Genomic DNA, 13,281 nt, shown 5'->3' with positions numbered 1-13,281 from the left:
TGCATCATAATGAAGGCCAAGTTTCTGGGAACCGCGTCGTTAGCCCTTATCGCCACGCTGACGGCGAACAATGCCCTGGCGCAGACCGCCCCGGCCCCCGCCGAGGAAAGCTTCCAGCTTGAAGAGATCGTGGTGTCGGCACAGCGCCGCCTGCAGAACCTGCAGGAAGTGCCGCTGGCCGTCTCCTCCCTGGGTGCCGCCGATCTGGAAGACAAGCAGATCCGCAGCACCATCGACCTGATCCGGGAGATCCCCAATCTGGTCGGCAACAACAATGTCGGCCTGGGCAGCTCCAACACCTATTATATCCGCGGCATCGGCAATACCGAATCCATCGCCACGCAGGACGTGCCGGTCGGCACCTATGTCGATGACGTCTATATCTCCCGCCAGAACGCCAATAATTTCGGCCTGTTCGACGTGGAGCGGATCGAGGTGATGCGCGGGCCGCAGGGCACGCTGTTCGGCCGCAACACCACCGGTGGCGCCATCAACGTCATCATGAAGAAGCCGTCCACCAAGCCCGGCGGCTATCTGGAAGCCGGGGCCGGCCGGTTCGGCGCCATCGATGTCCGGACCAGCATCGACGCCCCGCTGGCCGAGAAGGTGCTGACCAAGATCAGCGCCTATCGCTCCACCAGCGACGGCTATGTCACGCAGCGCTCGACCGGCAACAAGTTCAACGGGACGGATGCCTATGGCCTGCGCGGTGCCGTGCGCCTGCTGCCCAATGACGATCTGACCATCGACCTGTCGGGCGATTATGTCGATCAGGAAGCCTCCAACCTGATCAACTATGTCGATCCGGTCACGGGCAAGCGCGTGTCCAGCCTGGGCATCACGCAGGGCGCGCTGGCCAACTATTTCACCGGCTCCAAGGCCCGCAACAAGCCCGGCAACGAGACCAAGAACTGGTCGCTGGCCTCCAACATCGCCTGGGAAGTGGGCGGAGTGACGGTCAATTCGATCACCGGTTACCGCGACACGACCCAGCGCTATTTCATCGACAGCAACCCGGCGGCCCCGAACCCGATCCCGACGGGCGTGTCGCCGATCACCAATTACAGCCGGCACAAGCAGTTCTCCCAGGAACTGAAGGTCAATGGCCTGGCGTTCGACGACAAGCTGAACTACACGGCCGGCCTCTATTACCTGCATGAGAACAACGACACCGATCTCGGCACCGGGGTGGGCACCGCCACCGGCTTCACGGTCAGCGGCGACCGCACTATCTCCAACGACCTGGACTCCTACGCCGCCTACCTGCAGGGCGACTACAAGGTGACGGATGCTCTGACGGCGACCGTCGGGGTGCGCCTGTCGCGGGAGGTCAAGGACCTGGAGGTGGAAAGCAATCCCGGTGCCCGTGGCCCGGTGTTCAGCACCGACCTGATCGAGGCGTCGGGCATCCCGACGGAGCTGAAGAACAGCTTCGTCACCCCGCGTTTCGCCTTGTCTTATCAGGTCGATGACGATGTCATGCTCTATGCGTCGGTGACGCGTGGCGAGAAGTCGGGCGGCTGGAACGGCCGTGCGCTGTCCAACAACCTGTTCTTCGCCTTCTCGCCGGAGAAGGTCTGGTCGGAGGAGGTGGGTATCCGTACCGACCTGTTCGACCGCACCCTGCGCCTGAACGCCACCGCCTTCTACAGTGAGGCGAAGGACGTGCAGATCTCGGCCGCCTATACCACGGCCCAGGGCGCACGTATCTTCACCACCACCAACCCCGCCGGCATGCGCAATTACGGTGGTGAGCTGGAAATGCTGTGGCGGCCGATCAAGGGGCTCAGCATCAACGGTTCTGTGGGCCTGCAGCACGCCCGCTATATCGACATTTCCGACGATGTGCAGGTGCAGCTGGCAAACTGCCAGGCGGCTCTGGCTTCGGCCAACGCTACCGGCATCGCGGCCAATTGCAATCGCGGCTTCGTCGATTTCAAGGGCCGCATTGCCCGCCCGGTGCGCGCGCCGGACTTCTCCAGCATCCTGTCGGCCACCTATGACCTGGAAACCGATACCGGCATTTTCCGGCCGACCGTCGGTTTCACCTATAATAACGGCTATGCCATCGGCAATGCCGGCAACACCGACAGCACGGACGGCGCCTGGACCGACCATCAGATGCTGTGGAATGCCAGCCTGGCGTTTGAGCCGGCCGCATATCCGGACCTGACCCTGTCGGTCGGGTGCAAGAACTGCACGGACCAGAACTACAAGGTCTCCTTCCTGTCGGCGACCTCGATCTTCCTGAACGAGCCGATGACCTGGGACGTGCGCGCCCGTTACCGGTTCTGAGTTTTTACCACTCCTTCTGTTCAACTCGCATTCGCGGACCCCGGTCGCCCTTCGGCGGCCGGGGATTTTTTATACCTGCGGGATTGCATGACTCCCCCTTGCATTTGCGCTAATGATATATTTATATATCATTTGAATTGAGATCGGGACGGGACCGGAAAATGGGGCAGTCGCTTGTCGAGAAACTGTGGGAACGCCATTGCGTCGCCGATCTGGGCGACGGGACGGACCTGGTCTATATCGACCGGGTGCTGCTGCATGAGCGCACAGGGTCCATGGCCCTGAAGGGGCTGAAGGAACAGGGGCGCGCCGTGCGCCATCCCGACCGGGCCTTCGTCTGCATGGACCATATTGTCGACACGCTGCCGGGGCGCGGCGATGCCACCACCATGCCGGGCGGCACCGCCTTCATCCAGGAGACCCGCGCGGCGGCGCAGGCGGCCGGCATCCGCATCTTCGATATCGGCGATGACCGGCAGGGCATCGTGCATGTCGTGTCGCCCGAACAGGGCATCGCCCTGCCGGGTGCCACCCTGGTCTGCCCCGACAGCCATACCTGCACGCAAGGCGGCCTGGGGGCGCTGGCCTGGGGCATCGGGTCGACGGAGGCCGCCCACGCGCTGGCCACCCAGACCCTGGTGGTGCGCCGCCCCAAGACCATGCGCGTGCGGTTCGAGGGGGCGTTGGCCCCCGGTGTCGGGGCCAAGGACATGATCTTGCACCTGATCGCGGCGCAGGGTGCGAGTGGCGGTGCGGGCTATGCCATCGAATTCGCCGGTGGGGCCGTCGCTGCCCTGTCGGTGGAAGCGCGCATGACCTTGTGCAACATGGCGGTGGAATTCGCCGCCTGGACCGGGCTGGTGGCGCCGGATGCCAAGACCATCGATTGGGTCAGAGGCCGGCCCTTCGCGCCCAAGGGCGACCTGTGGGATACCGCCGTCGCCGACTGGCGGGACCTGACCAGCGATGCCGATGCGGTCTTCGACAGGGAGATTGTCATCGACTGTGCCGACATCGCTCCCACCATCACCTGGGGCACCAGTCCGCAGCATGCGGTGCCGCTGTCGGGCCGCGTGCCCGACCCGGCGGATATCACCGATGCCACGGCGGCCCAGGCGCAGCGCCGGGCACAGGATTACATGGGCCTGACGCCGGGCACGCCGCTGATCGGCCTGCCCATCGACGGTGCCTTCATCGGCAGCTGCACCAACAGTCGCCTGTCCGATCTGCGCGCGGCGGCTTCGATCCTGAAGGGCCGCAAGGTCGCCAAGGGCGTGCGCGCCATCTGCGTACCCGGTTCCATGCAGGTGAAGGCGGCGGCGGAGGCCGAGGGTCTGCATCTGGTGTTCCGTGACGCCGGCTTCGAATGGCGGGAGAGCGGCTGTTCCATGTGCTTCTTCGCGGGGGGCGAGCATTTCGGCAAGGGCCAGCGCGTCGTCACCTCCACCAACCGCAATTTCGAGAATAGGCAGGGGCCGGGCACCCGCTCGCATCTGGCCAGCCCGGTGACGGTGGCGGCATCCGCCATCGCCGGCCATATCGCCGATCCGCGCACGCTGGGAGGGCTTTGACCCATGGAGAAGTTCACCCGCCTGACGGGCGTCGCCGCCCCGCTGTTCCGGCCCAATATCGATACCGACGCCATCATCCCGTCACGCGAGATGAAGCGCGTGTCGAAGGAGGGGCTGGGCGAGGGCATGTTCGCCGACTGGCGCTACAGCGATGTGGCGGCCCGGGTGGAGAACCCGGATTTCGTGCTGAACCGGCCCCCCTTCCGCAAGGCGCCGATCCTGCTGGCCGGCCCCAATTTCGGCTGCGGGTCGAGCCGCGAACATGCCGTCTGGGCCTTGCAGGATTACGGCGTGCGCTGCGTCATCGCCCCCAGCTTCGGCGCCATCTTCCAGGGAAATTGCGTGCGCAACGGCATCCTGCCGCTGGTATTGCCGGAACCGGCGGTCGCCGATCTGGCGGGCAGGGATGCGCCGCAGACCCTGACCATCGATCTGGCCGCACAGACGGTGCGGGTGCCGGGCGGGGCGGAACTGCCCTTCACCATGCCGCCGGCCGACAAGGAAATGCTGCTGGAAGGGCTGGACGCCATCGGCGTCACCCTCAAGCGGCTGCCCACCATCCAGGCGTTCGAGGGCGGATATCGCACCCGCCAGCCCTGGCTTTTCTTCTGACCTTATAATCTTGAGGTTCATAGCATGTCGCAGGACGACAAGGCCGCCCCCCTGCCGCTGGCCGGGCTGAAGGTGGTGGAATTCACCCACATGGTCATGGGCCCCACCGTGGGCATGGTGCTGGGCGACCTCGGCGCCGACGTGGTGAAGGTGGAGCCCATCGGCGGTGACAATACCCGCCGCCTGCTGGGGTCCGGTGCCGGTTACTTCCCCATGTATGGCCGCAACAAGCGCAGCCTGTCAGTGGATCTGAAGTCCCCCGAGGGCAAGCAGATCGCGCTGGACCTGATCGACAGGGCCGATGTCCTGATCGAGAATTTCCGCCCCGGTGCCATGGAGGCTTTGGGGTTCGGGGAGGCGGCCCTGGCCGCACGCAATCCCAACCTGATCTATTGCTCGGCCAAGGGTTTCCTGTCCGGCCCGTACGAACATCGCGCCGCGCTGGACGAGGTGGCGCAGATGATGGGCGGGCTGGCCTATATGACCGGTCCGCCGGGCCGGCCGTTGCGGGCAGGGGCGTCGGTGATCGATGTGATCGGCGGCCTGTTCGGCGTCATCGGCGTGCTGGCGGCGCTGATCCAGCGCGGCGTGCTGGGCCGGGGCCAGACGGTGAAGTCGGCCCTGTTCGAGAATTGCGTGTTCCTGGTGGGCCAGCATATGGCGCAATACGCCGTTACCGGTACGGCGGCGCGGCCCATGCCCGTGCGCATCTCCGCCTGGGCCGTCTATGACCAGTTCCAGACCAAGGATGAACAGACGGTCTTTGCCGGCGTGGTCACCGATGGGCAATGGACGGGCTTCTGCAAGGCCTTCGGCCTGGATGATTTCGCCGCCGACGAGACGCTGGCCAAGAATAACGGCCGGGTCCAGGCCCGCGACCGGGTGATCCCCCGCGTCCAGGAATTGTTCAAGACTTTCACCAAGGCTGAATTGCTGGCCAAGCTGGAGGCGATCGGCCTGCCATTCGCCCCCATCAACCGGCCGGAGGATCTGTTCGACGACCCGCATCTGGCGGCGTCGGGCGGCTTGCTGGACATGAACCTGCCGGATGCCGGCCCCATCCGCCTGCCGGCCCTGCCGGTGGAGATCGACGGGCGCCGTCCCGCCCTGGTCCATGATCTGGCCAAGCCGGGTCAGCATTCCACCGAAGTTCTGGCTGAGCTGGGTTACGCCGGCGACCGCATCGCCGACCTGACGGCGCGCGGCATCATCGTGCAGGCGGAGGGCTGATCATGGCGGGCACTTTCATCGAAATCTCCGAGGTCGGTCCCCGTGACGGGCTGCAAAGCATCAGCCCGATCATGTCCACCGAGGCCAAGAAGGCCTGGATCGCGGCTGAGGCCGCCGCCGGCGTGCGGGAGATCGAGGTCGGGTCCTTCGTCCCGGCCAAAATCCTGCCGCAGCTGGCCGATACCGCCGAACTGGTGGCCTATGCCCGCACCATCCCCGGCCTGACCGTGGCCGTGCTGGTGCCCAACCTGAAGGGTGCCGAGGCGGCGGTGCTGGCCGGTGCCCACAAGATCACCATCCCCCTATCGGTGTCAGAGACCCACAGCCTGCGCAATGTCCGCCGCACCCATGCCCAGATGCTGGCGGAGACGGAAGCCATCGCCGCCTTGATCAGGGCCCAGCCAGAGGGCAGCCGGCCCAAGTTCGAAGGTGGCCTGTCCACCGCCTTCGGCTGCACCCTGGAAGGGGTGGTGCCGGAGGCCAAGGTGCTGGAGATCGCCGAGGCGCTGATGAAGGCCGGCTGTGACGAGGTCGGGCTGTCCGACACCACCGGCTATGCCAACCCCGCACAGGTGAAGCGGCTGATCCGGGCCGTGCGCGGCGTGGTGGGCGACCATGCCTGTTCGGGCGTGCACCTGCACAATACCCGCGGCCTGGGCCTGGCCAATGCGCTGGCGGCCCTGGATGAGGGCATCACGACGCTGGACAGTTCCCTGGGTGGCATCGGCGGCTGTCCCTTCGCGCCCGGCGCGTCGGGGAACATCGTGACGGAGGACCTGGCCTTCATGCTGACCGCCATGGGCTATGACACCGGCATTGATCTGGAGAAACTGCTGGCGGTGCGGGAAGTCGTTAAGGCGGCGCTGCCGGAGACGGAGTTGTACGGCTTCACCCCCGATGCCGGACTGCCCAAGGGGTTCTGTGGAGCGTGGGGCATGTGAGCAATCGTTGGCCCCTCCATGCACAGGCGGAGCACGCTGCCATGGCGGCGTGACTCAAGCCAACTTGCCTCCGGCAAACCGGCGCGGTTCACCCTGCAGCTTTCGTATACGCCGCAAGTTTCGCGACAGACTAGATTGTTAGGTTGGCTTCCGATGACTATCAATCGTCTGAGGAACCAGCCATGCTGCACAGAGTTCTGCCTCTTACCGCTGTTATACTACAGGTATCCGTTGCGCTTCCGGCGCATGCCCAAGCGCAACAGGAGGCAGCGGGCGCCGTTCGTGGACGCATCGTGGATTCGGTTACTGGACGGGCTGTGCCGACGGCAACTGTACATCTCATGCGCAATCAGCGGGTCCACGGCACGGTCGAAGCCGATACCGCCGGCGAGTTTTCGTTCGATCAGGTGCCGGAAGGTGTGTATTCGGTCGAGGTGGAAGAGCAGGGCTACGTAAAGGCCGTGCAGGCGGATGTGCGGGTCGTGCTTCGCAGAGTGGCTGCCGTCGAATTCGCGCTGTTACGCGGGAGCAACGACGTAATCGACGAAATCGTTGTCTCGGCGCGCGCGACGGCTGGGGATCCGCGGGCCACGCCGAACACCGTGCAGCTGGAGCGCGAAGAGATCCGACGCAATCCCGGTAGCGCCGGCGACGTGTTCCGTGCGCTGGACGTTCTGCCGGGTGTCGTCGCGACAGGCGAGTTCTCAAACTTCACCGTGCGCGGCAACGGGCCCCGGGACAACCTGATCCTGATCGATGGCATCCCGTTCGATAAGGTTGCGCATTTCGATGAGTCGCTCGGGGAGGAAGAGATCAATGGCGGCGGACGGTATTCGATCTTTGCCCCGAACATCATCGGCAATGCCAAGTTTTCCCCAGGGGGCTGGCGGGCGGCCGAGGGCGGCAAGAATGGCTCGCTGCTCGACCTGGAGATCGCCGAGGGCAATCCTGAGAGTTCCACAACCGGCCTCCGCCTCGATATCATCGGCGTGGAGGCGGACTACGATGGGCCGAGCTACGTGTCCGATAACACAAGCCTGTTGCTATCGGCCCGCCGGTTCGATTTCAGCACCTTGTTCAAAGCGATCGGGGAGAACGACATCGGCAAGATGCGCATGACTGATTTCATCGGGAAATCCGTCACCAAGCTGAATGACGATCATCGTCTCGAGCTGCTTGCGATCTACGCAGGCGAGGATACCAGGCGCACGGTCGAGAATGCACTGGCGTCCGAGAATTTCGAGGACGCGGATATCGGCAACTCGAAGCAACACAGCACGTTGTTCGGCATGACCTGGCGATGGTCGCCCGGTGCGGCCGCACAGCTGCGCAATACGGTCTATTACCGTAACAGCAACATGAAAAGCCGGCAGGGTGAGGCATTTCCCGATCTTGGGGGTTCCGACCCGACGCCCGCGACGACGCCGGTCCGCGAGAACATTCTGAACATCAAGGAGAGAGAAACCGAGATCGGCTGGCGCAGCGATTTCAGCACGCCGCTCAACGCCGAAGGGCTCTTCTCCGCCGGCGCGCAGGTCGCTCGCGTGGACCTCAACTTCGACCATCGCCTCTCCGGCGACTGGATACGGTATGTATATGATCAGTCGGACTTTCGTGCCGACCCGACACAACGATATATCGTGCTGACGCCTGGGGAGTTCAACTCGACCATGAGCGCAGCGGAGACGAAGATTGCCGCCTATGCCGACTATGCCTGGACCTTCGGCGATTTCACAGCGACACCCGGAATTCGCTATGAGCGCGATGGATTTTCCGGAAAATCTGTCGTCGCCCCACGTATGCTGTTGAGCTGGCAAGCAGATCAGGTCACCCGCGTTTGGACCGGGGGTGGCGTGTTTTATCAGGCACCGCGTTATCTCGATATCGCGGCAGATCCGTCAAATCTTGATCTGAAGAAGGAGCGCTCCACGCAGTGGTCGGCGGGCTTTTCCCGGCACCTGCGCGACGACCTGTATTTTTCGGCCGAAGGGTATTATCAGCGGCTCGACGATCTGATCGTGTTCGATGATCGGACCTCGAACACTGCAATGAACATCGGCAAAGGGTCTGCGGCAGGCCTGGATCTGATGCTGACCAAGCGCATGAGCCAAGAGTGGAGCGCTTCGGCCACCTACTCATTATCGCGCGCCCGCCGCGATGATAAACTCGGCGAAGGGAAATATGCGGCCGATTGGGATCGGCGACATGCGTTCGGTATCGTCGGCGCCTGGCAGCCGAGTGATCGATGGACATTTTCGGGCAAGTGGAAATATGCTTCGGGCCGGCCCACCGATGCGTTTGTGGTGCATAGCAACGTGTTGGGAGGTGCCGGCCCCGTGCGTTCCTCGAAGGAGCTGACGCGCACCAACGTGGGACGTCTGCCTGCCTATCATGCGCTGAGCCTGCGCGTGGATTACCAGCGCCGCTTCGGCCCGGTCAGCCTGGTTGCCTATCTTGACATTCTGAACGTCTATGGTCGCAAGAACGGCAACGCTTATGAGTGGAATGAGCGTCGCGGCGAAAATGTTATCGAAGGACTCGACGAGCCACTTCCCACGATCGGGCTCAGGATCGAATACTGACTTCAGCCAATAAGCCGACCCATGAGATTGCTCATCATCGAAGATAACCAGCGTCTCTGTCAGGCCATCACCGAGGGCCTGCGGGCGCAGGGATTCGCGGTCGATGCCGCCGGTTCGGCGTACGATGGACTGGGGGTGTGGCAGGCCGCCGACTACGATGCCGTCGTGCTTGATCTCATGCTTTCGGACGGAAACGGCCTGAAGGTGCTGAAGGAAATGCGTGACCAGGGCAATATGACGCCCGTGCTGATCCTCACCGCGCTCGGGTCGATCGAGGATCGCGTGCGCGGTCTGGATTGCGGCGCGGACGACTATCTCGTCAAACCCTTCGCAATGCAGGAGCTCATCGCCCGGCTGCGCGCCCTGTTGCGTCGTCCGGGCGCAGCATTGGGGCGCATGCTGACGCTTGGCAGCGTGAAGCTCGACACGTCTGCCCGTATCGCTACCGTTGCCGACGCGCCGCTGGATCTGACACGATCGGAGCTGATTGTGCTGGAAGCGTTGTTGCGCAATCAGGGACGCGTCATCTCGAAGGAGCGGCTGGGCGAATGTCTGTACGATTTCGAACAGGAGCGCAGCGCAAACTCGGTGGAAACACAAGTGCACAGGTTGCGCAAGAAGCTCGCGGCGGCCGGCGCGGATGTGTCGCTGCGGACCTTGCGTGGTCTGGGCTATCTTGCTTCATGAGGGCGACATGATGCGCGCCCCGTCCCTGCTTCGAGCCCTCGTCGTTCGACTGACCATCGTGGTGATGCTGGCGCTGGCCGGCAGCTACCTGGTGTTGTACTTCGAATTTCGCGACGGTCTGATGGGTTTGGAAGGGCAGAGTATTGCCGTCCAGGTACAGGACCTGCGTGCGTCGATCGTGTCGGAGACCGATCCACCGCGTCTCGCGTTGCCACCGTCCCTGCAGGAGTTCTACGCCCAGCCGGATACATTGAACGGCTATCAATTGCTGAGCGCGGATGGCACCGTGCTCGAGTCAGGCGGTTTCTCTGCTCATTATCTGCCGTTGCCGGTCGCTGAAGGCAACGGGCAGGTCGTCATGCAGTGGGAAACGGATTCGTTGTCGGGCAACCGTGTCCTGGCGGCCGCGCTCAACCTCGATGATCGTCAGGGCCGATACTGGTTGCGCGTGGTGCGGAATCTCGAAGATGACGAGAGTCTGGTCGCCCAGCTCATGCTCGGCGCGTTGGACGAGCTGTTTCCACCCATTGCCCTGCTGCTGATCGCTGCGGTCGGCGTCGTGGTGGTGACGGTGTTGTCCTCGCTTCGTCCCTTGCGGGCCGTTTCGCATCAGGCGGCGGCGTTGTCGCTGAGCCGTCTGGATGAGCGGCTGCACGCCCGGAACCTTCCTCGGGAGCTCGTCCCGCTGGTTCAGGCCGTCAATGCCTCGCTCGACCAGCTTGAAGCGGATTATCGCGTGCAGCGGGAATTTACCGCAAACGCCGCGCATGAGCTGCGCACCCCGCTGGCGACATTGCGCGCACGGCTGGAATCGCGCTTTTCGGCCCGGGAGTTATGCGATGTTGCGTTGGAAATCGAACAGCTCTCGCGGCTCCTTGAGCAGCTGCTCTGTCTTGCGCGTCTGGATTCGCAGGAACAGCTCCAGTTTGCCGCGTTCGACGCTCATGCCGTGGCACTGGAAGTGGCTCGGGAGTTGGCACCTATTGCGCTGGAATCAGAGCACTACGTGACCGCCGCGACGCCCGACGCTGCCGTGCCTGCGCACGGGAATGCAACATTGACGCGCCTTGTCTTTCGCAACCTGATCGAGAACGCGATTCAGTATACGCCACCAGGCACGTCAATCACGCTGTCCGCTGATACTGCCACTGTGATCATTGCCGATGATGGGCCCGGAATTGCCGCACCTGCCGCTGCTTGCCTGTTCGAGCGGTTCCGCCGCGGTCCCAATGCCTCGGGTCCTGGTGCTGGCCTTGGGCTTGCCATCGCGAGGTGCATTATGGAGCGGCAAGGCGGACACCTGTCACACGACACGACCGCGCCCCGTGGAGCGCGCTTCGTGGTGGAGTTTTCCAAATGAGGATCACGTCCTGAACGGATCGCCGGCAAACCGTAGGGCGGAGCAACATGCCGAGGCGCAAGGACATATGGCGGTGCGGGCTGCTGACGCTGCCGGTTGGGGAGGTTCTGGCCGGTGGGCTGTCGCACGCGCCGATGCATTGGCTGCCGGAGGAGCCGGCCTTTCGTTTTCTGGCCGATCCCTTTCCCTGGCGGGGACGCGATCATCTGCACATCTTTGCGGAACGCTATGATTATGCCACGCGGCACGGGACCATCGACCTGTTGACCCTGGACGAGGGCTTCCGGGTGATCGACCGGCGCCCCTGCCTGCGGGAGGATTGGCACCTCTCCTATCCCCAGGTTTTCGACGCCGACGGCGCCACCTGGATGCTGCCGGAGGCTTACCGGTCAGGCGGCCTCACTCTTTACCGAATGGGTAAGGGGCCGGAGGGTTGGGTGCGGGAAACGGAAATACGGCTTGATTGCGTGCCGGTGGATGCCACACCTCTCCGGCATGACGGGCGCTGGTGGCTGTTCTACTCCCCCGCCGACAGCAAGGTCACGAAGCTGGGTCATCTGCATGTCGCCTGGTCGGAAAGGTTGACGGGGCCCTGGCATCCGCATCCGGGCAATCCCGTGCGGATCGACAGCACTTCTTCCCGTCCCGGCGGTACCGCCATGGTGCTGGACGGGCGGATCATGCTGCCGGTGCAGGATTGCACCCGCACCTATGGCGGGGCTATCCGGCCGCTCTGGATCGACCGGCTGGACGAGACGGGTTTTGCCGCCCGTGCGGGGGCGCCGCTGGCGCTACCGGTGTCGGCGGGCCTCTATCGTGACGGCATGCATACGCTGAGCAGCGGGGGCGGTGTCACCCTGATCGATGTGAAGCATATCGACCGGTCCCTGGCGGGCCTGTGGCTGGACCTCAAACGGACCCTGGGTCGATCCTTCGCATGATGGTCAGGCCCGCTTCCCGGAACCGGTCCGGGGAGAAACAGTCCAGGATGCGTTCGCGCGCCGCCCCTCCCATGGCCTGCAACCCGCCGGGATCGAACAGCAGAGGTGCCAGCTTGCGGGCCAGCGCGCCGGCATCACCCGGCGGTACGGTATGGCCCGTGACCCCATCTTGAATGGAATGCGGAATTTCACCAACGGCGGAAGCCAGGACGGGCAAGCCGGCGGCCATGGCCTCGTGTGCCGCGATGCAGAAACCTTCCGAGCGGGAGGGCTGGAGGTAGAGATGCAGACCGGCCAGGAAGTCGCCAGGGCGTTCCACATATCCCGGCAACACGATCTCAGCGATCCCGACTTGGCCCGCCATGGCCTCCAGCCGTTGGCGTTCCTCCCCCTCTCCGGCCAGGGTCAGGCGGACGGGGCAGGGCAGGCGGAAGCCCTGGGCCTGCAACCGCGCCAGGGCTTCGATCAGGATGTCGTAGCCTTTCACGGGATGCAGCCGGCCCAGGCTGCCCAGGTGCAGCACCCCTCCCGGTTGCCAGGGGGCGGCAAGCGGTTGCTGCGGGTTCGCGGCGAAGATGGGCCAGGTCATCAGGCGGTCTTCACCCACGCCCAGCCTTGCCCGGGTCAGTGCCGACACCGACGCCGAATCCCCCACCCAGAGCAGGGCGCGCGATTGCAGCAGCCGCATCAGCCGCCGGTTCCATGGTTTCAGGAAGGCGGCATGCTGCCAGCAGATGACGGGCAGACCCAGGTGCGGCCCCACCAGCAGGCCCAGGATGGTGGCGCGGCTCAACGAGGTCCAGAGATGGGTGGCGCCCCAGGCGTGCAGCTGTGTGTATAGCCAGCGGGCCGCCTGCCAATGGTCCCCCGTTCCGCCCTCGCGCACCAGCGGGTCCAGCCCCGCCGCCTGCATGGGCGGCAGGGCGCGCCCGTCACGGCGGGTCAGGGCGAAGACGCGAACCTCCGCCCCCGCGTCGCGCATGACCCGCGTGACGGAGGGCACGGGCAAGGCCGCCCCGCCGCCTTCCACGGAATTGATGACATAGGCGATGCGCATCGCGG

General features: G+C 64.4%; 10 protein-coding genes. 9 read left to right on the top strand and 1 reads right to left on the bottom strand.

The window, feature by feature from the left end:
* The first annotated feature begins 9 nt into the window (after positions 1–9).
* From ACM9HJ_RS04615 to ACM9HJ_RS04575, 9 genes are all read left to right on the top strand, one after another.
* Positions 10–2,295, top strand: coding sequence for a TonB-dependent receptor (locus ACM9HJ_RS04615; protein WP_416570515.1), 2,286 nt, complete (start codon positions 10–12; stop codon positions 2,293–2,295).
* Between the two features lie 161 nt (positions 2,296–2,456).
* Complete coding sequence (locus tag ACM9HJ_RS04610) at positions 2,457–3,866, top strand: 3-isopropylmalate dehydratase large subunit (protein ID WP_416570514.1); 1,410 nt, start codon at positions 2,457–2,459, stop codon at positions 3,864–3,866.
* Positions 3,867–3,869: 3 nt separating this feature from the next.
* Positions 3,870–4,478 carry a 3-isopropylmalate dehydratase small subunit gene (leuD, locus tag ACM9HJ_RS04605; protein WP_416570513.1) on the top strand — a complete coding sequence of 203 codons (609 nt, stop codon included), beginning with the start codon at positions 3,870–3,872 and terminating at the stop codon, positions 4,476–4,478.
* Between the two features lie 24 nt (positions 4,479–4,502).
* Positions 4,503–5,708 carry a CaiB/BaiF CoA transferase family protein gene (locus ACM9HJ_RS04600; RefSeq protein ID WP_416570512.1) on the top strand — a complete coding sequence of 402 codons (1,206 nt, stop codon included), beginning with the start codon at positions 4,503–4,505 and terminating at the stop codon, positions 5,706–5,708.
* A gap of 2 nt (positions 5,709–5,710) precedes the next feature.
* Positions 5,711–6,649 (top strand): hydroxymethylglutaryl-CoA lyase, encoded by a 939-nt coding sequence (locus ACM9HJ_RS04595; RefSeq protein ID WP_416570511.1) that lies wholly within the window; start codon positions 5,711–5,713, stop codon positions 6,647–6,649.
* A 182-nt stretch (positions 6,650–6,831) separates the two neighbouring features.
* Complete coding sequence (locus tag ACM9HJ_RS04590) at positions 6,832–9,231, top strand: TonB-dependent receptor (RefSeq protein WP_416570510.1); 2,400 nt, start codon at positions 6,832–6,834, stop codon at positions 9,229–9,231.
* 21 nt (positions 9,232–9,252) lie between these two features.
* Positions 9,253–9,918, top strand: coding sequence for a response regulator transcription factor (locus tag ACM9HJ_RS04585; protein ID WP_416570509.1), 666 nt, complete (start codon positions 9,253–9,255; stop codon positions 9,916–9,918).
* 7 nt (positions 9,919–9,925) lie between these two features.
* A complete protein-coding gene (locus ACM9HJ_RS04580) occupies positions 9,926–11,278 on the top strand; it encodes a sensor histidine kinase (protein WP_416570508.1) in 1,353 nt (450 codons plus the stop codon).
* 47 nt (positions 11,279–11,325) lie between these two features.
* Positions 11,326–12,219, top strand: a complete 894-nt coding sequence (locus tag ACM9HJ_RS04575) for a hypothetical protein (protein WP_416570507.1) — start codon at positions 11,326–11,328, stop codon at positions 12,217–12,219.
* On the opposite strand, the gene ACM9HJ_RS04570 is transcribed toward ACM9HJ_RS04575, so the two are convergent.
* On the bottom strand, positions 12,188–13,276 hold the full coding sequence (locus tag ACM9HJ_RS04570) for a glycosyltransferase family 4 protein (protein ID WP_416570537.1): 1,089 nt from the start codon (positions 13,274–13,276) through the stop codon (positions 12,188–12,190). The genes ACM9HJ_RS04575 and ACM9HJ_RS04570 overlap by 32 nt on opposite strands.
* Between the last annotated feature and the right edge of the window lie 5 nt (positions 13,277–13,281).

The sequence above is a fragment of the Niveispirillum sp. KHB5.9 genome (assembly GCF_048066115.1).
GTDB lineage: Bacteria > Pseudomonadota > Alphaproteobacteria > Azospirillales > Azospirillaceae > Niveispirillum.
This window is presented reverse-complemented; position numbering and strand designations above follow the sequence as displayed.